The organism is Paenibacillus agri, assembly GCF_013359945.1.
GTDB lineage: Bacteria > Bacillota > Bacilli > Paenibacillales > Paenibacillaceae > Paenibacillus_AQ > Paenibacillus_AQ agri.
In genome coordinates this window covers 85,816-111,703 of the sequence record NZ_JABWCS010000199.1, presented here as the reverse complement: position 1 = coordinate 111,703, position 25,888 = coordinate 85,816, and the positions used below count along the sequence as shown (strand labels likewise).

Below are 25,888 nucleotides of genomic sequence, written 5' to 3'. Positions count from 1 at the left end.
GATGAGAGTGATGAAACCCGGCTTGCTCGATAGGAAAACGGGCCTGTGACGAAGGTTTTGTTTTCTGAGCAATCGTATCGTCGTGAATGACAAACAGCGGCTCCGCCGTGCGCTTGGAGGTATCCAGAATCTGGAAAATAGATTCGGTTTTCACTTTATTTTGTAACACGGTTTCATCCCATACCCCTTCGGCAAGGAAATGGCCTAGTGTGGTACGATGGCGGTCACTGTATTCCGCCAAAGCGGTAACCTTGCCACGAAATCTTTTAGCGATTGCCGCCGTCATGTACGTTTCCACATGATTTAAAACAGGCTTGGAAAAATACAAAGGCAGCTGATGCTGCAACAAATAGTTGCGGATGGCGTTGGATTCAGGTGCGATGGCGGTATGAGACATAGTGATTACCTCTTTGTGAAAAGTTTGTTGTTGTGACTACTTTTTCAACACAGGTAAAGCACTTTGTCTCTATTTTTTTGATTTTACAGTTTATTGGAAGTGGATTTGCTCATTTATAGTTGATAAGCAGATATGATGAAGGAACTATCCCTCAATTGATTTCTTTGCTAGATTCATCAGAGTCTGCTCCAACGATAAGGGTCTGGCTCTCCAATGAAATTAATCAAGTAGCCGAACAATACTTATAGGTTTTACGGAAGTTGCCGCAGGGATCTTGTTTATTGCTGTTCTTCGATATACCTATAGAATAAAAATCAGGCGAGAATGAAACGCACAGCGGCATGATGTAGCATTAGCCGGGGGTGTAACTCTTCTCGCCTTAAATTTTAAATGCCCTTTTTAATATCGTTATTGATGAGTATCTTGCTCTCGCGTGGTGTGATAGTGGTGGTGATGATGGTGGTGGTGATGGTGGTGGTGATGATGGATGTGATGAATACCCTGGGGGGAACCATAGATGTGAAAATAGGGATGGGGATGTTGTGTATGTTCATGTCCGTAATGTTGTGGCTGGGGATCTCTTTGCTGAAATTCTTGAACTCCATTGTTTTCTTGTCGCATGGATGTACTCCTTTCGTTTTCTTAATACTGCATAATATGCCTATGCATAAGTAGTGACACCTGACCTAAGTGAATTGGGCTACCTACTCTAGGGTAGGGAAATCACCAACAGCACTTGCAGTGTGTAACTGGAGCTGGCTCCAGGTCTGTTGCCAGTTTTTCCGCGCGATCCGCTCTACAAAGATGGGGTGACGTTCCTTGTCTGCTGCAAAATGTGGCGTCGGCCGTAACACCATATTCACCGCATCCTCGATCCCGTGTGGAGCGGTCAGGATGACTTGCCCCGCTTCGTTCAGGCTAAGCCCAAGCGCAGTTGCAGTCTCTGTAAAGTTCGAGATCGCATCTGTAGAAGATGAGAATGGTGACATGTTATTGATCAGATGCATTCGCGCCTCATTTTTAACCGACCAAGGGATGGTGGGATCTATGCTTCTTAGCTGCTCCTCCAATCGTTTTTCCTCAGCTTCATCAAGGTTAGAAGGGTCAAAATAGACAACATCAACATCTGGTAAAGGCGTTCTTTCCGCAAAGCCATGGAGCGTGTCCCAGATTTTAGAGCGCACAAACCCTGCACAGACCCACCAATCCGGCAAATGGAGTAGACTGGCTGTTTCCAGCACACTCATCATCCACGGGTCGTTTTGGACAAGCTGCAGGATATCTTCCTTATTGTTTAGTTTCATAGTTATCGCCTCCGTTGTTGTAAGCTTCCAGCAAATATCCTCCAGTGAACTGCTCCGATGGCTCGCTAGCGTGGCCGTTAATACCGCGAACCAGCAATACGAACTATGTGCATCTGAAGCAGGCCACCGCAAACCATCAATATGAACTACGTGCATCTGCAGCAGGTCATTGCGAACCAGCAATATGCCCTACGTTCGTCTGCAGCAGTCTACCGCGAACCAGCAATATGAACTACGTTCGTCTACAGCAGTCTACCGCGAACCAGCAATATGCTCTACGTTCGTCTGCAGCAGGCCACTGCGAACCAGTAGTATAAGCCTCTTACGGACCCAGGAAACGTTATTGCTCCTACATCAGCTTTTTTTTGTGCCTTACGGACTCAGAAGCCGCTATCTACACAGAATCTAACAAAAGAAAGACTAAAGTGTGTGAATAACGTCTCTGGAGTCCGCTAACTCCCTATAAAGTTCTCTTTGGATAGAATAAGGTCACTGAGGTCCGTTGGTGGTACTACCATGTACTCATTATAAATATGAATGGGGAAGTTGCCAGTAGCAAAGAGGGGAAGTTCTGAGTTTCATTATTTTGCTGATAATAGTCAGTCCAGCTTTGTAGAGAAGTGAAAGATGTACAGATCCGGGCTGCAATTGGACAGCGGCGGGAACTATAACTATAATGACCGATATATTGTTCTTGGAGGCCGTGACTATGCAACACACGTTTACTATTCTGATGCAATTATTCGAAAGAGCCGCGCTTCTGCTGATGTGTCTGTTCGTGCTGACCCGTCTGCCGCGGTTTAAAGAGATTTTTCAAAAAGGTGCTTACGCCCCTCAGGAACTGGCGATTGTAACGGTGGTATTCAGTCTGTTCGCTATCTTTGGTACGTACAGCGGTATTAACGTGGAAGGTTCGCTTGTAAATGTACGGATCATTGCCATCATGGCCGGAGGGATACTGTTTGGCCCCTGGGTCGGTCTGATCACTGGAGTGATCTCAGGCGTGCACCGTTTCCTGATCGATATCGGCGGGGTAACCTCGGTTCCTTGTCTCATCACAAGCGTGATCGCGGGGGTAGTGTCCGGTATTATTTATCGTCGCAGCTCTGTTGAACGGCGCTGGATCGCTGGCATTCTCGCCGGGATGGCCTGTGAGGCGCTGACAATGGTACTTATTCTAGTGATGGCGCAGCCAACCTCGCTTGGGCTGGACATCGTGTCCAAGATCGCTTTTCCGATGATTGTTGGCCAAGTCAGTGTGGGTCTGATCGTCATGCTGATCCAGAGTGTGGAAGGGGAAAAGGAGCGGATAGCCGCCAAGCAATCCAAGCTCGCACTCGATATCGCCAATAAGACGCTGCCGTATTTTCGCAACATCAATCATGAATCCCTTCACACCATCTGCCAAATCATTAAAGAGGATATCGGAGCGGACGCTGTAGCCATTACTGATACCAGATTGATACGCGCATACGTTGGTATAGGGGAAGAGTATTATGCCGAGACCAGCGAGATTATTAGCGACGAGACCAAGCAGACGCTGTCCAGCGGCGAGATTACGATCCGGAACAATGATACCGACCATACGAACCCACTGATCAAATCGCTGATTATTATCCCGCTTAAGGAGAAGGGTGAGGTGACGGGGGCGCTCAAAATCTACTATACCAAAGCCCATAAGATTACGTATTCCCTGCAGGCTATGGCCGTGGGACTGTCGCAGATGATTTCTACACTTATGGAAGTGTCGCGGGTGGAGGGCATCAAGGAGATGGCGAACAAAGCGGAGCTGAAAGCATTACAGACGAGCATCAACCCCCATTTTCTATTCAATGCGCTGAATGCCATCATCTCCTCGATTCGGATCAACCCGGATAAAGCGCGGGAGCTAATCGTGAATCTGTCCGGGTATATGCGGTATAATCTGGAGCTGAGTGATGAATTCATTGACATCAACAAGGAGCTGCAGCAGGTTCAGCAATATGTAGAGATTGAAAAAGCGCGCTTCGGCAGCCGCCTAACGGTGCTCTATGATATCGACGATGAGGTGGAGGTGCGCATTCCTAGTCTCATTATTCAGCCACTCGTGGAGAATGCCATTGTTCACGGGATTTTGAAGGAAAAAGGGAAGGGTACCGTGACCATTTCGGTAAAAGACCAGGGCGATACGGTGCGGGTCGGGATCCGCGACACCGGGGTCGGCATTTCTGAAGAGACGATCGCGAGAGTCTACAGCGGCGATATGCCGGAGAACAAGATCGGACTTTATAATGTGCATCAGCGGGTGAAACTGATCTATGGGAACGGACTGACGATCCACCGATTGGACAAAGGAACGGATATCTATTTTGATGTTAAAAAGGAGAACCGATGAGAGCGATAATTGTAGAGGATGAGGAACTGGCAAGACAAGAGCTGGCCTTCTTGATTGAGGCCCATAGTGGAATCGAAATTGTCGCTCAGTTTGAGGACGGGCTGGATGCATTAAAATACTTACAGAGCCAGGAGGCGGATGTGCTTTTTCTGGATATCAACATTCCTTCCATCGACGGTGTGCTGCTCGCGCAGAATATCAGCAAGTTCTCGGTGAAGCCCTATATTGTGTTCATCACTGCGTACAAAGAGCATGCTGCCGAGGCCTTCGAAATAGAGGCGTTCGATTATATTCTGAAGCCATACAGCGAGGTGCGGATCAAAGCGATGCTGCATAAACTCGAGACGGCCCATGCCGCTCGTGGTCGGCAGGAGGAAGAAAGTGAACGTAATCCGCTCAGTGATAAGGTAAACCTATGGAAAAACGAGAAGATCATCGTGGTGGATGCGGATGACATCTATTACGCCTCGGCGCAGGAGAAGACCACCAGTGTGATGACCAAAAGCGAAGAGTACAGTATGGCGCTCAGCATCAGCGATTTTCATGCCCGGCTGCCGCAGGACCGATTTTTCCGTTGCCACCGTTCCTACCTAGTCAACCTGTCGAAGATCAAGGAGATCATCCCTTGGTTCAACAATACGTATCTGCTGCGCCTGCGTGATTTGGATTTTGAAGTGCCGGTTAGTCGCAGCAGGGTCAAGGAATTCAGGCAGATTATGCGATTGTAAGCGCATTTCATTCCTCATTTCAGTCATCTCATTCCGTATTTCTCTCAAGCGGTGTTGCTTTCGCTACAATGAAGAGGCAATAGAGGCTCTTGCAGCGATCAACGAGAGAAAGAAGGAAACGGCCATGACTACAACTACGGATAGTAAAAGCGCCAAACGATGGCTTATTGTACTAGGTACCGTCATTATGCAAATGGGTCTGGGTACGATTTATACATGGAGCTTGTTCAATGCACAACTGGTATCCAAATTCGGATGGGAGCTCAGCTCCGTCGCAATAACATTTTCCATTACCAGCTTCGCGCTGGCTTTCGCAACACTGTTCGCGGGCAAGCTGCAGGACCGGTTCGGCCTCCGCAGACTGACTGGAACCGCAGGGATCGTGCTAGGACTGGGGCTAATGCTCAGTTCACAGGCAAGTTCACTCCCGATGTTCTATCTGCTGGCAGGATTGATCGTCGGCTATGCGGACGGAACGGCTTATATTACTTCGTTATCTAACCTGATCAAATGGTTTCCAAAGAATAAAGGCTTAATCTCCGGCGTATCTGTTGGTGCTTACGGGACAGGAAGTCTGGTTTTCAAATATATCAATGGCAGTCTGATCGACTCGGTCGGTGTATCTAACACATTCCTTTACTGGGGAATGATTGTGATGGCTATGGTTGTTATTGGCTCGCTGCTGATCAGAGAAGCTGCCGCGCCAGCCTCTGTACCGGCTGTTGTGCAGTCTTCGGAGGGTGTAGTCCCAGCAGGAACGCGGTCTAGCCTGTCGGCATCTCCTGCAACCGCCTCCAGTGTTCCGGCTGGTGCCAAGGACTATACCGTTAAGGAAATGCTTCGCACCAAAGAAGCGTATCTGCTGTTCATTATCTTCTTCACCGCTTGTATGAGCGGTCTCTACCTGATAGGCATCGTTAAGGATATCGGTGTGAAGCTGGCTGGACTTGATGTGCAGACAGCAGCGAATGCGGTGGCAATGATCGCGATTTTCAATACAAGCGGACGCCTGATTCTTGGGGCATTGTCTGATAAAATGAGCCGCTTGAAGCTGGTGGGCGCATCACTCGTAGTAACCGCTGCGGCGATGCTGACGCTTAGCTTTGCCAACCTGAGCTTTGGCCTGTTCTTCGCCTGTGTAGCGGCAATTGCCTTCTGCTTCGGCGGCAACATTACGGTGTTCCCGGCTATTGTCAGTGACTTCTTCGGTCTGAAGAATCATAGCAAGAACTACGGCATCGTGTATCAGGGCTTCGGCATCGGCGCGTTGTCCGGCTCATTTATAGCTGCTTTGCTTGGCGGGTTCAAACCCACCTTTATCGTGATTGGTCTCTTGTGTCTGCTGGCTTCAATCATTGCAATTTCCCTGAAGCCGCCGGTGCAGAAAGAGAAGACAGAGAAGGGATTGAGTCTGAAACCTTACGGGGGGACGGCTTAACCATATACAGATTGTGATGTTGGCCTAATTACAGAGACAGAGCAACAAAAGGTAACACCTAATAGAGGATGGTTAGTTCATTATGTGGGCTGATCTCCTCTATTTTTGCTTTAAAGAAATATTAACTAGGGCTTTAAAGCTTACTGGACAGTCAAAAGTTTACCGGAAGTTCGCAACCTATTTTGTGTTTAAACCAGTAACTAAATTTGTGATTATGTAAAGTGAGCTTAAGAATAGCACCTTGCTGATTGATGATATCCTTATTTTTATAGGAATTCTCCAGTCAGCTTGCCTAATTCTTAAGTTCAGCTTATATAGACCAGTAACTAAATTTAGGGCTTATTGAGAACTTATTGAGTATTTACCGAGGGCTTAACTGGAACAGAAGTGACGCGCACAATATGGGGCTGGCACATAAGTTCAGTGAATCAGAAGATCGAAGCTTTCACTTAATGGCCCGTTCACTTGATCGCCTATTCTGCTGCAGTTACCTTGCCGCCGTTTTCTTTCGTGTAACGTTTCTTTTTCCAAAGCCGACTCAGTATTTAAATAGCGGCATTTTTGTACCTTATATTGATAATTTTAGCGTTAAAAAGGGAATTAAGAGCATTTTTGTACCTTATTTTCTTACAAATCCCTAAAAAGATGATATACCCGAAGAATTAACATACAAAAATGTCCTTAATGAATCTTTCCACTTCGTTGCCGCCGAATTAAGGTACAAAAATGCTCTTATTTATGTATTCGCGAGGTTGGTTCTGCTGACGATAGACAAGCTGTTAAACATGCTGTTACACAAGCTTGGGGGAAAGCACGGAGGTAGTGGGTTTAGCCCCCATTGATCTTCTCATACCCCCTATGGTTATGGAGCCCCACAGGCTTCTCTTCACTAAAGTTAAGCGGAAGGTTAGTTGAATAAATAACTATATAAGCGAACTTAAGAATAACACCTTACCGATTGATGATATCCGTATACTCACAGGGCATTCTCCAAGCAGCTTATTTCTAACACTTCGTTTGAAAATTTGCTTTTCCCTCCAAGACGGCATGCAAAAATTTCTTCGATTTTTTCAATCGCTTCTGGACATCTTCAATTTCTTTGATTTTTTGTTCAACAACTTGTTTCTTTAGCTCGTATGATAAATTAAGTTCTTGACTGACTAGCAAACTTAATTCCTCTATAGAAAAACCTACGGATAAAAGTGCCTTCACATCTTCCAGAAATTCAACAATCTCCTCAGAATAAACACGATAATTATTGGCATCTCTTTGCAGAAATATGTCCGGAATTAGGTTCTTACGTTCATAAAATCTCAATGTTGATATAGGCAGATCCGTTAATTTTGAAACATCATTTATTTTCATAATATGACCTCTTTTTGATTGTTGCTATAAACCTAGGTTTATAGTTCATAATGCGAATATGATAACGAACGACATACAAATTGTCAAAAAAAACTAACGTTATCAAGAGGAGAGAGTCTATGTTTATTAATACTCTAAATAATGATTTTGCCAGTATAGTCAAGGAAAGACGTTCTGTTCGTAATTATGACGAGAACTTTAAAATATCAAAAGAAGAGCTCAGTGAAATGATTGCGGAGGCCAGCTTGGCACCATCCTCTGCAAATATGCAGCCTTGGCGTGTAGTGGTGGTGGATACTCCGGAAGGAAAAGAAAAACTAAGACCTCTTGTGCGCTTCAATACGTTACAAAACGATACTTCATCAGCCATGTTATTAATTTTTGGTGATACTGATAGCTATTTAAATGTCGAAGAAATTTACAATACAGCTGTGGAAGAAGGGAAGATGCCAGCAGAAGTACGAGATAGTCAGGTCAACACCATCCTGTCAATGTATCCAACGTTACCAAAAGAAGTGAAAATTGAAGTAGCAAAAATCGATAGCAGCCTTTTCGCCATGCAGTTAATGTTGGTAGCTCGTGCACATGGGTATGATACGAATCCAATGGCAGGCTTTGAAGTCGATCAGGTAGCCAAAGCATTTGATTTAGATGAAGAACGTTATGCTCCAGTAATGATTATCTCCATAGGAAAAGCCAAGGAAGCAGGATATGAAACCGTGCGGTTAAGTTCTGAGAAGATTACATTTTGGAGATAAGCACTTGTATTAATGAGAGGCGATAGTTCAATAAAAAATAGCGGTAGTCCAGGACTTTATTTTCTCGTCCATGACTGCTGAATTTACTTTCATTGGGAAGGTGAAGGTACAGAAGCCAAGCAGGAACGATAAATATCGCGGCAAAAAAAGGAGGTCCCTTGGAGCTAGGCTCTGGGGATCTCCTTTTTGATTGATAGGTTAACAGCACATTGTAAAGTTGGATGAGGGCACTTAGCCTTCTAACAACAGCGCTTCCGGATCTTCCAGCAGTTCCTTGACTTTAACCAGGAAGCTTACGGCTTCGGAGCCGTCGACGATCCGGTGGTCATAGGACAGTGCAATATACATCATCGGCCGGTTGACGGTAGTCTCTTCGTCCAGTGCGATCGGGCGCAGCTGGATCTTGTGCATACCCAGGATACCTACCTGTGGGGTGTTAAGAATCGGCGTAGATAGCAGTGAGCCGAACACTCCGCCGTTAGTTATCGTGAATGTGCCGCCTTGCAGCTCAGCTAGGCTCAGCGTGTTGGCCCGCGCTTTAGCGGCCAGTGCACCAATTTCCCGCTCGATCTGCGGGAAGCTCAACCGGTCTGCATCGCGGACGACCGGTACGACCAGGCCTTCCTTGGCAGCGACGGCAATGCCGATATCATAGTATTTCTTCAGCAACAGATCCTCGCCGTCGATCTCGGCGTTGAGCATCGGATAGGCTTTTAAGGCGCCGATCACGGCCTTGGTGAAGAAGGACATGAACCCGAGTCCGACATCATGCTTCTCTTTGAAGTTATCCTTGCGGCGCTTGCGGATATCCAGAATCGCCGTCATGTCCACCTCGTTGAAGGTGGTCAGCATCGCCGCCGTCTGCTGCGCTTCCACCAGGCGGCTGGCAATCGTCAGCCGTCTGCGCGACATGCGCTTGCGCTCCGTCGCTTTGCCGTCCTCCGGGTGCGGCGCTTTGCCCAGCGCCGCAAGCGGCTTCGCCGCCTCCGGCTTGCCTTGCGGCGCCGGAGCGGCTGGCGCAGCAGCACCCGCTGCGCCATGGTCCTTCACATCGGCCTGGCCAATCCGGCCGATCGGGTCACGGGCGCTAACCTCGCCGAGGGCGATGCCGCGCTCCCGTGCCAGCTTGCGCGCGCCCGGCGTAGCCAGGGCCGCGGAGCTGTCGCCCGCGCTCGTAGCTGCGGGCGCGGCACTTGCAGCGGGTGCGGAAGCTTCCGCTGCTGCCTGAGGCGCGGCGGCGTTGCTGCCGCCTGCCGCTTCCGGTGCGGCCGCGGGCTTGCTGCCGCCTGCCGCTTTCGGCGTGCCGGCTGCTGCCGCGCCGATGATGCCGATGGCTTCGCCAACGGCTACGTTCTCGCCGGCTTGCCGCAGGATGGAGGAGATGACACCGTCCTCCTCTGCACTAATCTCAAGATTGACTTTGTCTGTCTCCAGCTCTGCCAGCACATCCCCCTGGCCGACAGTATCGCCCTCTTTAACCAGCCATTTGTAGATCGTTCCTTCAGAAATGGATTCGCCAAGATCGGGTACTTTAATTTCAGACACAGGCCGCTACCTCCCCAAACTTTATAGTTTACGCTATAGTGACACCGTCCTCTTAGGAGGACGGTACAGCCGTTTGTACTTGCGAATTCAATTTCAGGGCTTCCGTAACAATTCTACGTTGCTCATAGGTGTGAACATCTGCATAACCGCTTGCCGGGCTGGAACGCTCCGGACGGCCGATATATTTGACCTTGGTATTCTCGGGAGCGATGGCCCGCAGACGCGGCTCAGTGAAGCTCCAGGAGCCCATGTTCTTCGGTTCTTCCTGTACCCAGACGATTTCTTCCAGGGAGCGGAAGGTGCTCAGGTGAGCGGCCAGTTCCTGCTCTGGAAACGGGTAGAGCTGCTCAAGCCGCAGGATGTGCAGCCAGGACCATTCCTTGCCCTTCGCAGTCGCAGCTTCCAGCTCGGCTTGCAGGTCAATGGCGACCTTGCCGCTGCAAACCACGAGACGTTTCACTTCAGCCGGGTTCTGGCCGAGCAGCGGCTCAGGCAGTACGGCCTGGAACTGCCCTGAAGCCAGTTCGGTTCCGGCAGAGGTGCTGCGCGGGTTGCGGATCAGGCTCTTCGGCGCCATGATAACGAGCGGCCGGGCTTCCGGCTTGCCGCAGAGAGAAGCCTGCCGGCGCAGCAAGTGGAAATATTGGGATGCTGAAGTCAGATTGGCCACGGTCCAATTCTCTTCAGCAGACAACTGCAGGTAGCGTTCCAGTCTGCCGCTGGAATGCTCCGGTCCTTGGCCTTCGTAGCCGTGCGGCAGCAGCATAACAAGATTGCTGCGCTGCGTCCATTTCGCCCGTCCAGCCGAGATGAACTGGTCAATGATGACCTGACCGGCATTGGCGAAGTCACCGTATTGGGCTTCCCAAATTACAAAAGTCTCAGGCGCAAATACATTGTACCCGTATTCGAAGCCAAGCACCGAGGCTTCCGACAACGGACTGTTGTACACACCGAAGGAAGCTTTAGCATCGCTTATTTGATGCAGCGGAGAGAACAATTCTCCGGTCTCACTGTCATGCAGGACGAGGTGGCGGTGCGCGAAGGTACCGCGCTGTGCATCCTGGCCGCTTAAGCGGATCGGAGTTCCGTCTCTGATTATGGAAGCGAAGGCCAGGCTTTCTGCCAGTGCCCAGTCTACCTTCTCACCATCGTTCAGTGCGTCTTTGCGGCGCTGCAGAATGCGCTGCAGCTTCGGATAGACGGTGAAGCCGTCAGGAACGCTAAGTAGCTCACGGTTGATTTGTTGGAGCGCACCCAGGGAGACAGCAGTCGATTTGCTAGGGCTGTCCTCTGTCTTCACGGATACGGAAGTCTTGCTGTCCGCGTTCTTATGTTTGCCTTCTTTCATATTATCATAAGCCTGCTGCAAAATGCTCTCTGCATCAGCGTTCATTTGCTTCACATCTTCATCTGTAACGACCTTTTCCTGACGGAGGCGTTCGGCATAGATTCTGTGAACCGTCGGGTGATTGCGGACCTTGCCGTAGACGATTGGCTGGGTTGTTTCCGGATCATCCATCTCATTGTGACCGTGGCGGCGGTAGCCGATCAGATCAATGACAAAATCCTTCTTGTACTTATTGCGGTAGGCGCTAGCTAAACGAACAGCCGCTACACAGGCTTCCGGATCATCAGCATTGACGTGAACGATAGGGATTTCATAGCCTTTGGCCAAGTCACTGGCATAATGCGTCGACCGGGAGTCCTCGCTTTCGGTGGTGAAGCCGATGCGGTTGTTGACGATAATATGAATCGTACCGCCATTCGTATACCCGTCCAGCTTGCCGATGTTCAGTGTCTCAGCCACGATACCTTCACCTGGGAAGGCAGCGTCTCCGTGCATCAGCACAGCTATCGCCTTGTTCGTGTCGAGCTTCGGCAGGCCTGTTGTGCCCCGCTCCTCCTGAGCTGCACGAGCGAATCCTTCAACGACAGGATTAACAAACTCCAGGTGGCTCGGATTGTTCGCCAGCGTCAGCCTAGTGCGGACGGTTTCGCCTTCACGTACAGCGCGGTCAGCACCCAGGTGATACTTCACGTCCCCGGTCCAGCCGTAGTTAATGCCCATGGACCCTTCCGAAGGGAATAGCTCCTTGTTCGGTGAATGATGGAACTCGGAGAAAATGATATCGTAAGGTTTGCCAAGGATATGAGCTAGTACATTGAGACGTCCGCGGTGGGCCATGCCCATCAGGATATGCTCGGCACCTTCATGTGCGGCTGCGCGTACGATTTCGTCCAGCATTGGCACCAGGGCGTCGTTGCCTTCGAGGCTGAAACGCTTTTGGCCTACGAAAGTCTTGTGCAGGAAGGTCTCAAACTGCTCCACTTGAATCAACCGACTCAGCAATTCCTTGCGTTCAGCGGTATTCAGTGGCGCAGGTGAGTTAACGGATTCTGCCTGGCTGTTCAACCAGCGAAGTTCCTGTTCATCATGCACATGACCAAATTCGTAGGCGATGGTTTGTGTATAGGCTTGGCGCATCCGGTGAACGGCGTCCCAGGCGGTTTTAATATTATCCGGGACATTCTCCCAAATCAGCGAAGCAGGGAGGGCCATGAGATCCTCACGCGTCAGTTCATATGTTTCGTGATTCAGCCATTTTGTCATAGGGTTGTGATCCCGCTCCAGCGGGTCAATATTGGCGGCCAAATGGCCATATATACGAATGTTAGCGATCAGCTTGGAGGCTTTGACAGCCTTACGAAGCCAAACGGCATCTCCCGAAACGATCGGCTGCGGAGCTGGTTCGGCATCCGGCGCCAGGGGAGGCGGGCCATAAACAGTAAAGAGTTCACGGTAATTATTTTCAACTGAGGAGGGGTCTTTCACAAACTGCTCATACTTCTCTTGAATGTAGCCCAGATTGGGACCGTAATATTTGCTCCAAACAGATTCATTGTAGGGCTCTTTGGCTGCCATGAATACATCCTCCTAACGGATGAACTCCAAACGCAGGGCGCTGGTATGGGCCTTGTTCGGAGCTGTGATGGTTGCGTTTTCATTTCCTTTCTATTGTGCTACTTTCGGTGATCTTAATCAATTCATACTTTCGTCCAATCCAATCGCAAAACGGTATGGTTCAGCCTGGTTATTGATGCCATAGCGCCATAAATAGATTACCCCAAGAGCAAGGAACTATTAAAATGATTCAATAGACCCTGATTTGACAGGAAAAGCTGTTTAGAGGATTTGAAGATTGGTTAATAGCTTTATATAGTCCGTATGAATTAGTACAATTATTCATAAATTAAAAATTTTACATCTCATACACATGGTTTCAAGTTGGACAGGTATTAGTCAAAAAGAGCTAAACTTTTTACATTTGTCTCCTTAGAAGTTTCCAGAAAACGACACACTTTTCCGATTATTTCTTGTATAATGTTATTGCAGTAAGGTTTTAATAATAATTTCTAGCCAGATCCTTTCATGTAAAGGATCCAGTAAAGGGTAAACCTGTTGAAAGACAGGGGCACAAAGTCTCGGGTCTAAGGTAGAGATACTAAGACGGCCGGACTGCCTGGGGACGCGAAATCTTAGGAGGAGATTTTTTGGATAAGTCCAACCAGGGGAACAACGGAGAACTGCAGACAGTCGATCTGGATTTAGAATGGGTATATTTGCTGCTGAGTGCCAAGAAGGCGGGCATCAAGGCGGAGGAGATTCGCCGTTTCTTTAATGAGAAGGCGTTGAAGGCTATTTAGCAGCTTGAATCATAACAGGATACATATAGAGAAGGGCACAGCATATGCTGTGCCCTTCTCTATATGATCGGGTGCCCGAGGCGGTGAGGCGCTCAGGGCTGAAATCATTAATCCTTTTGTTCAAGACGCCATTTTTGATAATCCAGAAATTCTTTGAACTCCCGCTTGCTAATGCCGGAGCTCATTGCCTCTTGCACGAGCCGGAACCATTCCGAATCCAGAGGCGTCTCTTCAGTGTCGGAGAGATCTCCATATAGCAACACGTGAATAGATACTTGGAGCGCATCGGCAATTTTTTCAATGAATTGGATAGAGGGGTTGGACTGGATATTTCTCTCAACATTACTCAGGTACGACTTGGCTACATCCGCCTTGTCCGCAAGCTCGGATAAGGATAAGCCCTTCTCTACCCGGAGTTCATGGATGCGCCCTCCCATATTATCAGGCACGATGACAACGCCCCTCCGTACTTTTTGTATAAGTATAACAAATTTCCTGGAAACGGACAAAGTTACATTGCTGTTCAGAGGAGAACGAGGGAGGGGACTGGTGCAAAAAACCGGCATGTCCCAGCCCGGTTAAAGGTCTAAGAGATGCCGGTAGTTTTTAGAAGAACAGGCTTATTTAAATTCGCCAGCGCCTTGCTTGGCATTGAAGGTCAAGGTCACGGCTACGCTGTCTCCTTGGAAGATGTTTTGATCCTGGCCGTTTTCAACGAACTCAAAGGCTAGCTTGAGCGTCTTAGATTGGGCAGCGGAGATGCCTCCTGGGAAGGCGTTAGCTACCAGATCATAGCCCGGATTGTTCTGCAGATCCTTGAGTGTTGCTTCGCCAACGACATGGCCAGTAATCGGGCCGCTAGTATAGCTGCTATCAAGCAGTTTTACTTTAAAGTGTGCGCCCAGATCCTCTGAGCCATTATTGGTGTTAGCATCCGTAACATTATACGTTGTAGCCAGCTTCAATTCCTTAATGTCGAGCGTGCCGTTGTTCTGCAGAGTGAAGCTGCGGACAGCGATGTCACCTGGCTTCAGATTGCTCAGGTTTACGTTTTGCTCAGGATTAGTATTCAGATCCAGCGTGCCAGCAGCGAAAGTTGCCGTGCTTTCCGCTGTATCGCTGAAGTAAGCGAAGGTACCTCCCCCGATTAAAGACAATCCCAAAGCTGCTGATGCCACACCAAGACCCAATGTTTTTTTGATACCCATGATTAAATTCCTCCTCTTATATGGTTAATAAAATGGTAGACGAAATGTCTGCTGAATTTAGACCGGACGGCTTATTTGTATTCGCCAGCGCCTTGTTTGGCCTCGAAGGTCCAATTCAATTTCAGGCTGTCGCCCTGGTAGTAGTTCTGCGGCTGGAAGTTGTCGACAAAGGCAAACTGAACGGACAGCTTATCTAGAGTTCCTGCTTTGATCCCTGATTTTTCACCGAAAACTGAACCCAGGATGCCTGCTTTTACAAGGTCTGGTGACAGACTTTCCAGTTCAGACAATTTTTTAACCAGGACCGGGGAAGATATCTTGTCTTTATTAACCAGGAAGGTAACCACAATGTCATCTTTCAAATTATGAGTTCCATTGTCATTGTTCACATCTATAACCTGAGCCGCCGTCTTCAGCAGCACTTGAGAAATATCAAGTGAACCGCTATTCTTCAGCTGAAAGTCTCTGGTGATGATATCACCTGGTTTGAGATTGCTGAGGTCCACGATCACAGAGGGATCAGAGTCTAGGCTCAATGTTCCGTTGTTAAAGGAAGCTGTACTTTGCGCGGTATCGCTGAAATATGCGAAGGTACCTCCGCCGACCAGAGTCAATCCAAGCGCTGCTGAGACAACGCCCAGCCCCAGTGTTTTTTTAATATTCATTCATTCATCCCTCTCTTAATCTTTTTTTTGTTTCTGACTTCACGTCATGTATATTGTTGCTCCACGTTTCGTAAACGGGAGATTACAATCCTATTAATGTAAGGTATCCGGCAGCGGCTCAGCAGCGGCAGACGAATTATTCTTCTTCTCCAGAGCGGTGATGGCTTTCCAGGTGCTGTACAGCGCGTACATCAGGAGCAGAATTCCTGGCACGATCATTAACAGCACGCTACCTGCCTTAGAAACTGCGAAGTTCATGGCATAACCAACATAAGGAACGGTAAAGCCGGTATACTCTCCGATCACGTTGGTCGAACTGACCGGGGACATGTCAGCGGCATTATTGTTGTCGCCTTTGGTTGTATAGCTGGCCTCGCCGATGGCACTGTTTATGCTGACATCCACGATACGGTGGGTGATCAGAATGTTCTCTGGATTCATGAAGGTAATGACATCGCCTTTTTGGAAGCGGGTCATGTCACCACCGGGTTTGAGCGCAATGATGGAGCCTGTATGGATCCCGGGTTCCATGGAACCGGATAGGACCGTCTTGATTTGGTAGCCGAAGAAGGCAGGCTCGCCGCCTGAGGCTTTGGAGACTACAACTGCTACGACTACCACCAGGAACACGATAAGCATCAGGGTGGTTATCGTGTTGCCAATGATTTTTTTGATAAGCATTTCTTAATCGCCGCCTTTAATGGAATCTGGTTCTGGAGAAGCAGAAGGTGCGGGAGTTGCCGCAGGGATCGGACTTGTCACAGGCAAAGTTGTTGCCGAAGGTGATGGCTCTGCAGACGGCTGTGCGCTTGGCGTTTCCCCAGGTGTGATGACAGGGGCAGGCTCTCCGTCCAGAGAGTCTACAGGCTTGGCGGGCTCAGGAGTGGCTGCCTGCACTGGAGAGGCCGATGCCACTGGTTCGTCTGTCCCGTTGTTCTTGTCATCAGGATCGGCGTCCCCGGCCGGAGGCGTTTCCGGCTTAGGTGCATCCTTATCCGGCTTGCCTGCTTTTTCCTTGGCTTTCTCGGCAGCTTCTTCCTGCTGCTTCTTCTCCTGTGCTTGGCGTTCTTCTTCCTCCTTGCGGGCCTGCTCCAGCAGTTTGGCTTTTGCCCCGGCAATCTGGTTCTGCTGACCCTTCAGGGTGTCAATCTCGCTGGCGAGAGAACGCTTAGCCTCGTTCATCTCTGTATTCATCTGTTCATAGGCAGATCGTAATTCCGTGGAAACTTCCGCTTGGGGAACATAGGCTCTGGCCATGAACGTCAGGATGGGCTCTTGTGTCAGGAAGGCTGGAAGGCTTGGTTCCAGCAGGGCTGCAACAGGACTTTCCGGAGGAAGTGAACCACCGATCTCATGAATCGAGACGAGATAATTCAGAATTCCGTTCAAGGTAGTCACAAGAGATTCGGACAGCACGCTGCTTTGACTAAGGCTATTTTGGAACTCCTCGAAGAATTGGGCATCGCGGATTTCCAGACAGTTGGGTTCGAAGTTCACCATATACCCTCCAATCTGGGACAGAATTCGGGCTGTGCTTGCAACCTCCTGCATAATCTCCAGCCAGACTCCTGCATTGAAGCTAAGCTGACTCTCCAGTGCACCGATCTCGCCGGAAGCCGATGCAATCTGCTGTGAAGTCTCCTGTGCGGCATAGTCCAGCTCTTCCAGCGACAAGCCTTCGACCGCCGCCGATCCTCCCAAAGCTAGCGTGACGGAGTGGGTGCTGAGCGAAGCTGTGAGCTCGTTAATCCGTTTAATGTGGCTACCTAATTCCTGCAGTAGTTTCTCAATCTGGCCGGGGAATACTTTGCACAGCTCTATTGTGGTGTTCTGCTGCTTCGAAGTGTTGAAATCACCATAAGTGCTGCCGATCTGATTGGACGTATAGAGGAAAAGAACCGATATGGCCATGCCGGATTGCAGCATTCGCAGACCGATACGCTTACTTTTTCTTTTTCGTTGGCGAGCTGATCTAGGATACAGAGGAATACCTCCTCTCATGTCTTACCGGGATACCGGTTCGCTATATTTGTTCTTTATTAAGAACGATGTGATAACCAAATCATACACGGGCACTAGGAAAAAGAAAACCGCTAATTTCTTTGATTTGTGCTTTATAAAGAACTAAAAGTGACTATTATCTCATTTATACTCTATATATCGCTTGTTTTCTAATTAAATTCGTAATAAAGAACGATATTGCATGCCTGATTGCACACAAAAATAACCGGCCACATTGAATGTGTACCGGTCACTACATTTAGATCATTAGAGTACGGGTAGTACCGCGAATGGTATAGAGAGAGTTCCCTCCCTTTTGCGGTCAAAAACCTGTGTGGTATTTCTCCTCACTGGAAGAGCGGTGCTTGGTGTTGTCCTTATCTTCTTTCTCTTCGTGCCTCTCCAGATTCAGGTCTTCCATCGGAATAGCGTCAACGGTCGCTTCGCTTTCGAACATCTCGAACAGGCTTTTCTGATCTGTAGGGTACTGTTCGGGATTATCGAGGCTGGTGCCTCCGAATGCTTTCTTGGGATTGCTCATATCTATTCCCTCCCTTGATAATGATGAAGCTGGTTACTTCTTCGGGGTTATGACGACAGTGTGCCCGTGATCTTACTAATCCATAACCATTTTCTTGTGGGGTGAACAGCTTCTTCTTTAGCTGGTCCCAAAAGCAACATCTGTTTAGAAAAGATGCCAATTAATCCTGCGAAATTGATTAAGCGAACAAAAAAACAGAGGCCCTCAGGCCTCTGTATCCAGTGGTGTTCCGGTATCGCTTAGTTTGTTGGCCAGCACATCTGCATAAAGACGCTTAAGCCACTTAAGTTCGGTTAGACAATGCTCGTACCTGCCATACATTACATGAAGCACAGAACGGGGCACGAGGGGGATATGCTCTTCATAGATCTGATAGGCCAGATTGACATCATGTTCTGCCTTCAGGACACGTTCGTTCAGCAGTTCTGCCAGCTTTCCCTGGTCTACATAGCGGGAGAGAGCGAGTGGAATGTATAGCGGATGGAAGACGGGTTCATTCTTCTTGATCTGCTGTAAGATGAGCTGCTCGAATATATTCTTGCCCTTGTCGGTGATACTGTAGATCGTCTTGTCTGGTCTGTCCTTACTGCTGATCACTTCTACCGCTTCAATCAGGCCATCTTGCGACATCTTGTCAACAGCATAATAGAGCGATCCCATCTGCAGCTTCATAATCTTGTCCATTCGGCGATCCTTCATCACCAGCGTGATCTCATACGGGTGCATGTTTCGTTCCAGGAGCAGGCCGAGAACTGCAAGTTTTATGGACATGGCTTACCTCTTGGAGGGGGCCGTCTGTGCTGATTTACCTGGAATCAGCAAGCGGTCACCTGGCATCAGCAGCACGAAGACTAAAGCGAGTACAGCAGGTACCAAGGCCCAAAGGAAGGTATCCGCAATAGAAGTGGACAACGCAGCTGATATTTTCTCCAGAACCGGCGCTGGAATCTTGGCTCTGGCTTCCGGAGTCAAAGCAGCACGCGGGTCACCGAACGCCGATGTTTGGCCACCAGCGCCGAAGGCTTCAGTTAAGCTATTCGTAAAGCTGTTGCGCTGAATAATCCCGAAGATTGTAATCCCGAGCGTCATCCCCAGCGAACGCATAAATGTGTTGGTGGAAGTAGCTGAACCCCGTTCGCGCATCCCGAAGTTATGGATGGAAGCCATGCTCAGGACCGAGAAGGAGAAGCCGACGCCGAAGCCAGTCAAGGCCATGAATACATTGAGCAGCAGGCGAGAAGTATCCGGGGACAAAGTGGTCAGTGTGAACACCCCGGCTACGAAGCAGATCGCTGACAGTATCATGATGTTACGGAAGCTGGTCTTGGCCGCCAGCATACCACCAGTTTGGCTGCCGAGAACGGAACCAATCATCATCGGCATCAGAATCAGCCCGGAATTGGTAGCCGAACCGCCAAATACGCCCTGGACGAAGATCGGGATATAAATAGTTGCCACAATAAAGGCCGAACCGTAGAAAAAGGCGGTAATGCTGCTTGTTGCGAACAGCCGTTTACCAAACATCGCAAACGAGATGACCGGCTCTGCTGCTACACGCTCGATGAGAATGAATGCGATTAGAAGAACAGCGAATCCAGCGAACAATCCCAGGATCATAGGAGAGTCCCATGCATATTGATTGCCGCCAAGCTCCAGGGCGAACATGAGGCAAATGATGGCTGACACCAGTGTGAAAGCTCCGCCCCAGTCGATACGCTGCTTGGAGTGGGTAATAGACTCTTTGTAAGACGTAGCAATCAGGAAAATGGCGACAACACCGATCGGGAGGTTGATGTAGAATACCCACTGCCAGCCTACATAATCAGTGATATATGCACCAAGCAACGGGCCCAGTACGCTGGAGATGCCGAAGACGGCCCCGAACAGGCCGGTGAGCTTGCCTCTTTTCTCTGGAGGGAAGATGTCAAAAACAATGGTAAAGGCGATTGGCATCAGTGCCCCGCCACCGATTCCCTGAATCGCGCGGTAAATGCTAAGCTGGGTAATCGTGGTCGCCGTTCCGCACAGCGCCGAGCCTATTAGAAAGACGATGAGTCCGAACATGAAAAACCGCTTGCGGCCATACATATCGGAGAGCTTGCCGAAGATCGGGGTGCCGGCCATGACCATGACCATGTAAGCAGAGGTGACCCATACGATTTTATCCAGCCCGCCTAAGTCGGCAACGATGGTGCCCATCGCTGAAGCTACTATGGTATTGTCCATTGCAGACATCAATATACCGAGCAGCAGGCCCACAACTACTAGTTTAAGATTACTTTCTTTGGAATGCATGCGTACAGGCTCCTTTTTTTAATAAGATTATAGGCATCAGAATACAAGAAACATGGTTATTATATTCAAATTTGAATAGGGTGGCAATATGTAATTTTCTTTTACAGTTATTCTGGGCAACGCCTGGAGAATGTAATCAAAGAAAAAAGCACCGGAAGGGTGCTTTCTATAGATACTGCTATCTGGTTACAGGCTTAGTGGGTTAAGGGAGTGTCTTGCAGTGACCTCTGCGTAGTAATGTCTTCTGATGGAAACGCTCTGGATTCGATATAGTTGATGAAGAACTCTGTTAACTGCGGATCGAATTGGCTTCCCGCGCAGGCTCGTAGCTCTACAATGGCCTCTGCTATAGATTTTGTAGGCTGGTAAGCCCGTTCGGTAGTCATAGCGTCAAAAGAGTCGATGATGGTCAGCATCCGGCACAGGCGCGGAATTTCTTCACCCTTGAAACCGTAAGGATATCCTTGTCCATCGTATCGTTCATGATGCAGCTCGATGTAGGGCGCCAGATCCTTGAACTTTTCATTGGTCATCGCCATTTTCTTGCCCCAGGTGACATGCCATTTCACCATCTCCCATTCTTCGGGCGTGAGCTTATCCTTCTTGTTAAGGATGCCCCAGGGAATTTCCAGTTTCCCGATATCATGAATCAGCGCACCCAGCGTGAACTGACGTTTGGTAAGGTTGTCCAAATTGAGCAGTCTGCTGATATCCAGGGCATATTGAAACACCCGCTTGGAATGCTTGAACGTCTCCAAATCCTTGTACATGAACAGGTTAAGCTGCTGCTCAATGTCCCGTACATCCTGGCTAAAATCAATCTCTCGTTCCAGAGGCGACTGGTTGCCATAAATATGGACCAGATTTTTCCCCTGCTTCTTGGCATAGTACAATGCCTGATCCGCGTGTTCAACAAGCTCCGACTTCTCGTGCACATCAGGCTTGTAACCAGCGATGCCTGCAGAGAAGGATAGGCAACCTTGCGGGAAAATTTCGACACCTTCAAAAGGGGACTGGTTAAGCATCCTGCGCAGCCGTTCGATGAACTGCTTGGCCTGTACGGTATCATGCGCGGGCAGGAGCAGTGTGAATTCCTCGCCGCCATAACGGGAAACGATAATCTCTGTCCCCTTGGACTCTTTTTTCAACAGCTCTGCGAGGAAGACGATCAGCCCATCTCCCTTCAAATGACCGAAATGATCATTGTATTTCTTAAAGTCATCAATGTCGATCATAGCCAGGGAAAGTGCGGAGCCATCAGCCTTAGACTTGCGCATAGCCTCTTCCAGCGCCGTCTCGAAATAGCTGTGGTTGAATAGTCCTGTACGCTGATCCCGGTTGGCACGTTCCTCAATGCTGCGGTACATTGCGAACAATTGCTTGAATGAATAGGACAGCAGCACGCTTAGACATAGAAATAGTGCCAGCCCAACAAATTCGTTATGGGACACCAGAATAGTCAACACAAGTGAAAGTACTAGCGTGCTAAGATAGGCCAGGAGGGTATCCCTGAGCATCCCCTTGAGCGTTTCGTACAGATTTTCATGGAAGACCACGTAATAATAAAGACTAATTAATAGCGTGTTCAGGATAAAATATACAGCCATGCTCCCGGTATAGGCATACAGATGATAGCTCAGCAGAGGGCCTTCCTCCCCGCCAAACGCCGCAAAGGTTAGTGAAGAGGTACAGATCATGATGGAATAGACGGCAAAATTATTGAGCTGCTTCCACCAGACCTTATTCCGCTCCAGGAAGAAAGAAATCAGGGAAGAGAGCAGCAGTACCGTCAATGAGAATGAAGGGCCAAAAAGGAAGATACAGGCCAGGTAAACCGAAGAATCCAGGGACAAACCATTTCCCTGTGGAGGAAGCTGGAAGGTGAACACAGTAAGAATGACCACAGCTGCCGACATGGCGCAAATCCAGACCCAGCCTGAAGCAGCATACTGCAGGAAGGCAGCCTGATTATAGATGGCAAAGAGGCCAAAACCGGACATGCATATGATCAGTGCATACAACTGGCCTATATTTCGCCTGAAAAAAAATAATGTGCGGTTGGGCAAGGTAGACCCTCTCCTCTCGAGCAATGTCATGATGTTCCATTAGTGTAAGGGAAATTCCCCAAATTTTCTAGGTATGAGTATGCAAAGGTTGGTTCTGGATAAAAAAGGGTATAATTCTAATTGAATTCGCTTCCAGGTGTTGAATTCCTGCTATTTTATAACAAAAAACAATTAATTTTACTCATTTTCAACATCATTAAACTTTGAAATATGGGGTGGATTAATTTCTTTAGTTCATCTTGACATACCCATGGGGGGTATATTATAGTGAGTTCAAGGAGGTTGATGCATGTGTCTGTCAATGACAAAGAACGGGAAGGGCATTCCTGCGACGATGAATGCGGGACGTCTGATTCCGGCGTGCGTAAGAGTCATCACTCTGCGGACTTCAAGAATTTACTGACCACACGACTCAACCGAATTGAAGGCCAGGTTCGCGGGATCAAGGGAATGATTGATCGTGATACCTATTGTGATGATGTACTTAATCAACTGGCCGCAGTTCAATCGGCACTCAACAGTGTGGGGCGGTTGCTGCTGGAAGGCCATATGAAGAGCTGCATTGTCGAACGGATCGAAGCCGGTGAGCATGAGGTCATCGATGAACTGCTGGTGACTGTTAATAAATTAATGAAATAATTAAGGAGGAATTATCATGTCCAATGCTGTACTTAATGTTGAAGGAATGTCTTGCGGTCACTGTGTGAATTCTGTAGAGAAGGCTGTAGCGAGTCTTGGTGCTTCTGCGAAAGTAGATTTGCCAGCAAAGACAGTAGCCGTTGAATTCGATGAGAATAAGGTAAGCCTCAGCGCGATCAAGGAAGCTATCGAAGATCAAGGGTATGATGTAGTTTAACTTGAAGCACAGTAATAAGGCTTGGAGCGGTGCGGACCTTCTTTGGTTCCCGAGGCGCCAACGCCTTTTCTTTTGAAGATAATTATACCCCCTTGGGGTATGAAGAGGGGTGGATAAGATGGGTAATACCGCAGCGGCAGAGGAAGAGAAGCAGACGACTTTGCAAATTACAGGGATGACCTGTTCGGCTTGCGCAACCCGGATTGAGAAAGGGTTGTCCAAGATGGAGGGAGTCTCCCGGGCGAATGTTAATTTAGCGCTGGAGCAAGCTACAGTGGGCTTTGATCCGAAGGTGGCCGGACTGCCGGAGATCGAAGAGAAGATACGTGCCTTAGGTTATGATACTGTAAAAGAATCCGCTGATTTTGATATCTCGGGGATGACCTGTGCAGCCTGTTCGGCACGTATAGAGAAGGTGCTGGGGAAGATGCCAGGGATTGCTTCGGTAAATGTGAATTTGGCGCTCGAAACCGCGCATGTTGAATACATTCCGGGTGATATTGGGACCCGTGAGATTATGGAGAAGGTCAGCGGCATTGGATATAAAGCTACGCTTAAGCAGGATCGCAAAGAAAATGTTGACCGGCGGGGAGCGGAGATTAAGCATAAGCGGAACAAGTGGATTATCTCGGCGATTTTGTCCTTGCCGCTCTTATGGGCTATGGCTGGACATTTTTCCTTCACCACCTGGATTCCTACCCCGGATCTATTCATGAATCCGTGGTTCCAACTGATTCTGGCTACTCCGGTACAGTTCATTATCGGCTGGCAGTTCTACGTCGGTGCTTATAAAGCGCTGCGCAATGGCAGTGCCAACATGGACGTGCTGGTAGCACTTGGAACCTCGGCTGCGTATTTCTACAGCTTGTACCTGACGATTGATTCGCTTAACATGTCGGGCATGGATCATACGGTGGAAATGTACTACGAGACAAGTGCGGTTCTAATCACGTTGATTCTGGTCGGGAAGTGGTTCGAGGCGTTAGCCAAAGGGCGCTCTTCGGATGCTATCAAGAGCCTTATGGGTTTGCAGGCGAAGACCGCGCTCGTCATTCGGAACGGTGCTGAGATTAGCATCCCTGTGGAAGAGGTAGTTCCTGGCGACATCGTACTGGTCAAACCGGGCACGAAAGTACCAGTGGATGGCGAGGTTGTGGAGGGGCTTTCTTCTGTCGATGAATCCATGCTGACGGGTGAAAGCATCCCGGTAGAGAAGAAGCCGGGGGATACTGTAATTGGCGCAACACTTAACAAGAACGGAATGCTGCGGGTGAAAGCCAGCCGGGTAGGCCGGGACACTGCGCTTGCTCAGATTATCCAAGTTGTGGAAGAAGCACAAGGCTCCAAGGCACCCATCCAGCGGATTGCTGATGTCATTTCCGGGATCTTCGTACCGATTGTGGTCGGGATTGCAGTCTTGACCTTCCTGATCTGGTATTTCGGGGTTGCCCCTGGCCAGTTCGCAGAAGCGCTGGAGAAAGCGATCGCGGTGCTGGTGATTGCCTGTCCGTGTGCCTTGGGGCTAGCAACGCCAACCTCAATCATGGCGGGCTCGGGCCGTGCAGCGGAACTGGGTATTCTATTTAAGGGCGGCGAGCATTTGGAAGGTGCACAAGCCATTCAAGTCGTTGTTTTGGATAAGACAGGGACTGTAACCAACGGCAAACCTGTGCTGACAGATGTTATCGTTACCGCAGGTGCTGCGGGGAATAACAACGCAGCAGCCGAGAATGAGCTGTTGGCGTTGACCGCGGCTGCGGAAAAGCTGTCGGAGCATCCGCTTGCGGAGGCAATTGTCGCCGGAGCTGTAGACAGAGGGCTGACCTTGCCGGAAGCGGGACAATTCAATAATATACCGGGCCGGGGTATATCGGCTGTGGTGAATACAAAAGCGGTGAAGGTTGGTACTCGCCGGATGATGGAAGAGGAAGGTCTGGATATTGCGGCCTGGACGGCAATTATGACAGGGCTGGAGCAGGAAGGGAAGACAGCGATGCTGGTAGCTGTCGAGAAGGCCGTAGTCGGGGTCGTCGCTGTGGCCGACACGATTAAGGAGACTTCGCGGGCAGCCGTAGCCGCGCTGCACAAGATGGGTATCCAGGTTGTCATGATTACAGGTGACAACAAGATCACTGCCGAGGCCATTGCGCAGCAGGCCGGGATCACTAAGGTGTTGGCCGAAGTCTTGCCCGAAGGCAAGGCCGAGGAGGTCCGCAAGCTGCAAGCGGGCGGAACCAAGGTGGCGATGGTCGGCGACGGCATCAACGATGCGCCGGCGCTGGCGACTGCCGACACGGGCATGGCGATCGGCACCGGGACGGACGTGGCGATGGAAGCCGCGGACATTACGCTGATGCGCGGCGATCTGAAGAGCATCCCGGATGCGATTGAGATGAGCCGCAAGACGATGCGGAACATCAAGCAGAATCTGTTCTGGGCGCTGGCCTACAATACAATCGGAATTCCGATTGCGGCTCTAGGCTTCTTAGCCCCATGGCTTGCGGGAGCGGCGATGGCATTCAGCTCTGTATCCGTTGTGCTGAACGCACTACGGCTGCAACGGGTGAAGCTGTAAAGCAATATAGCTTTGATTTCTGTTGACAGGAGGAACCATTGCTTCCTTAGACGGAATTATAAAA

At 49.3% G+C, this 25,888-nt stretch carries 22 protein-coding genes, 1 pseudogene and 1 riboswitch; of the genes and pseudogenes, 8 read left to right on the top strand and 15 right to left on the bottom strand.

Annotation, left to right across the window (positions count from 1 at the left end; translation table 11 throughout):
• From HPT30_RS08085 to HPT30_RS08075, 3 genes and pseudogenes are all read right to left on the bottom strand, one after another.
• A pseudogene (locus HPT30_RS08085) lies at positions 1-397 on the bottom strand (IS701 family transposase); the annotation flags it as partial.
• A gap of 386 nt (positions 398-783) precedes the next feature.
• Entirely contained in the window at positions 784-1,002 is a 219-nt protein-coding gene (locus HPT30_RS08080) for a hypothetical protein (RefSeq protein ID WP_175370897.1), read from the bottom strand.
• A gap of 99 nt (positions 1,003-1,101) precedes the next feature.
• Positions 1,102-1,701 carry a nucleotidyltransferase family protein gene (locus HPT30_RS08075; RefSeq protein WP_175370896.1) on the bottom strand — a complete coding sequence of 200 codons (600 nt, stop codon included), beginning with the start codon at positions 1,699-1,701 and terminating at the stop codon, positions 1,102-1,104.
• 709 nt (positions 1,702-2,410) lie between these two features.
• Here HPT30_RS08075 and HPT30_RS08070 point away from each other — a divergent pair.
• The 3 genes from HPT30_RS08070 (at position 2,411) to HPT30_RS08060 (ending at position 6,241) form a co-directional block, all read left to right on the top strand.
• Positions 2,411-4,075, top strand: a complete 1,665-nt coding sequence (locus HPT30_RS08070; protein ID WP_175370895.1) for a sensor histidine kinase — start codon at positions 2,411-2,413, stop codon at positions 4,073-4,075.
• Positions 4,072-4,803, top strand: a complete 732-nt coding sequence (locus tag HPT30_RS08065; RefSeq protein ID WP_175370894.1) for a LytR/AlgR family response regulator transcription factor — start codon at positions 4,072-4,074, stop codon at positions 4,801-4,803. Before HPT30_RS08070 ends, HPT30_RS08065 begins: the two co-directional genes overlap by 4 nt.
• A gap of 124 nt (positions 4,804-4,927) precedes the next feature.
• A complete protein-coding gene (locus tag HPT30_RS08060; protein WP_175370893.1) occupies positions 4,928-6,241 on the top strand; it encodes an L-lactate MFS transporter in 1,314 nt (437 codons plus the stop codon).
• 1,005 nt (positions 6,242-7,246) lie between these two features.
• Here HPT30_RS08060 and HPT30_RS08055 read toward each other — a convergent pair.
• Entirely contained in the window at positions 7,247-7,606 is a 360-nt protein-coding gene (locus HPT30_RS08055) for a MerR family transcriptional regulator (RefSeq protein WP_175370892.1), read from the bottom strand.
• 119 nt (positions 7,607-7,725) lie between these two features.
• Between HPT30_RS08055 and HPT30_RS08050 the strand changes: the two genes are divergently transcribed.
• Positions 7,726-8,364 carry a nitroreductase family protein gene (locus HPT30_RS08050; RefSeq protein ID WP_175370891.1) on the top strand — a complete coding sequence of 213 codons (639 nt, stop codon included), beginning with the start codon at positions 7,726-7,728 and terminating at the stop codon, positions 8,362-8,364.
• Positions 8,365-8,595: 231 nt separating this feature from the next.
• Here the strand turns inward: HPT30_RS08050 and odhB are convergent, their stop codons facing one another.
• Together odhB and HPT30_RS08040 are read right to left on the bottom strand one after the other, a co-directional pair.
• Complete coding sequence (gene odhB, locus HPT30_RS08045) at positions 8,596-9,909, bottom strand: 2-oxoglutarate dehydrogenase complex dihydrolipoyllysine-residue succinyltransferase (protein ID WP_175370890.1); 1,314 nt, start codon at positions 9,907-9,909, stop codon at positions 8,596-8,598.
• 52 nt (positions 9,910-9,961) lie between these two features.
• A complete protein-coding gene (locus tag HPT30_RS08040; RefSeq protein ID WP_175370889.1) occupies positions 9,962-12,835 on the bottom strand; it encodes a 2-oxoglutarate dehydrogenase E1 component in 2,874 nt (957 codons plus the stop codon).
• 517 nt (positions 12,836-13,352) lie between these two features.
• Positions 13,353-13,437: riboswitch (cyclic di-GMP riboswitch) on the top strand.
• Positions 13,438-13,464: 27 nt separating this feature from the next.
• On the opposite strand from HPT30_RS08040, the gene HPT30_RS08035 reads away from it, so the two are divergent.
• Positions 13,465-13,617 carry an anti-repressor SinI family protein gene (locus tag HPT30_RS08035; protein ID WP_246316984.1) on the top strand — a complete coding sequence of 51 codons (153 nt, stop codon included), beginning with the start codon at positions 13,465-13,467 and terminating at the stop codon, positions 13,615-13,617.
• A gap of 107 nt (positions 13,618-13,724) precedes the next feature.
• Here the strand turns inward: HPT30_RS08035 and HPT30_RS08030 are convergent, their stop codons facing one another.
• The 9 genes from HPT30_RS08030 to HPT30_RS07990 all read right to left on the bottom strand — a co-directional run bounded on the left by HPT30_RS08030 (position 13,725) and on the right by HPT30_RS07990 (position 22,327).
• Positions 13,725-14,054 (bottom strand): helix-turn-helix domain-containing protein, encoded by a 330-nt coding sequence (locus tag HPT30_RS08030; protein WP_217622300.1) that lies wholly within the window; start codon positions 14,052-14,054, stop codon positions 13,725-13,727.
• Between the two features lie 183 nt (positions 14,055-14,237).
• Positions 14,238-14,825 (bottom strand): TasA family protein, encoded by a 588-nt coding sequence (locus HPT30_RS08025; RefSeq protein WP_175370887.1) that lies wholly within the window; start codon positions 14,823-14,825, stop codon positions 14,238-14,240.
• Positions 14,826-14,896: 71 nt separating this feature from the next.
• Positions 14,897-15,490 carry a TasA family protein gene (locus tag HPT30_RS08020; protein ID WP_175370886.1) on the bottom strand — a complete coding sequence of 198 codons (594 nt, stop codon included), beginning with the start codon at positions 15,488-15,490 and terminating at the stop codon, positions 14,897-14,899.
• Positions 15,491-15,583: 93 nt separating this feature from the next.
• Positions 15,584-16,171 (bottom strand): signal peptidase I SipW, encoded by a 588-nt coding sequence (gene sipW / locus HPT30_RS08015; RefSeq protein WP_175370885.1) that lies wholly within the window; start codon positions 16,169-16,171, stop codon positions 15,584-15,586.
• Positions 16,172-16,174: 3 nt separating this feature from the next.
• The gene (locus HPT30_RS08010) at positions 16,175-17,416 is read right to left on the bottom strand and encodes a hypothetical protein (RefSeq protein WP_175370884.1); all 1,242 of its coding nucleotides are present in this window, start codon (positions 17,414-17,416) and stop codon (positions 16,175-16,177) included.
• 397 nt (positions 17,417-17,813) lie between these two features.
• Positions 17,814-18,032 (bottom strand): YczO family protein, encoded by a 219-nt coding sequence (locus HPT30_RS08005; RefSeq protein ID WP_175370883.1) that lies wholly within the window; start codon positions 18,030-18,032, stop codon positions 17,814-17,816.
• A gap of 204 nt (positions 18,033-18,236) precedes the next feature.
• On the bottom strand, positions 18,237-18,803 hold the full coding sequence (locus tag HPT30_RS08000; protein WP_175370882.1) for a PadR family transcriptional regulator: 567 nt from the start codon (positions 18,801-18,803) through the stop codon (positions 18,237-18,239).
• 3 nt (positions 18,804-18,806) lie between these two features.
• Positions 18,807-20,327: an MDR family MFS transporter gene (locus HPT30_RS07995; RefSeq protein WP_175370881.1), complete on the bottom strand. Its 1,521-nt coding sequence runs from the start codon at positions 20,325-20,327 to the stop codon at positions 18,807-18,809.
• 194 nt (positions 20,328-20,521) lie between these two features.
• Entirely contained in the window at positions 20,522-22,327 is a 1,806-nt protein-coding gene (locus HPT30_RS07990; protein WP_175370901.1) for a bifunctional diguanylate cyclase/phosphohydrolase, read from the bottom strand.
• Positions 22,328-22,678: 351 nt separating this feature from the next.
• Between HPT30_RS07990 and HPT30_RS07985 the strand changes: the two genes are divergently transcribed.
• The 3 genes from HPT30_RS07985 to HPT30_RS07975 all read left to right on the top strand — a co-directional run bounded on the left by HPT30_RS07985 (position 22,679) and on the right by HPT30_RS07975 (position 25,824).
• Positions 22,679-23,032, top strand: a complete 354-nt coding sequence (locus tag HPT30_RS07985) for a metal-sensitive transcriptional regulator (protein WP_175370900.1) — start codon at positions 22,679-22,681, stop codon at positions 23,030-23,032.
• A 16-nt stretch (positions 23,033-23,048) separates the two neighbouring features.
• Entirely contained in the window at positions 23,049-23,249 is a 201-nt protein-coding gene (gene copZ / locus HPT30_RS07980; RefSeq protein ID WP_175370880.1) for a copper chaperone CopZ, read from the top strand.
• Between the two features lie 118 nt (positions 23,250-23,367).
• A complete protein-coding gene (locus HPT30_RS07975; protein ID WP_175370879.1) occupies positions 23,368-25,824 on the top strand; it encodes a heavy metal translocating P-type ATPase in 2,457 nt (818 codons plus the stop codon).
• The last annotated feature ends 64 nt before the right edge of the window (positions 25,825-25,888 follow it).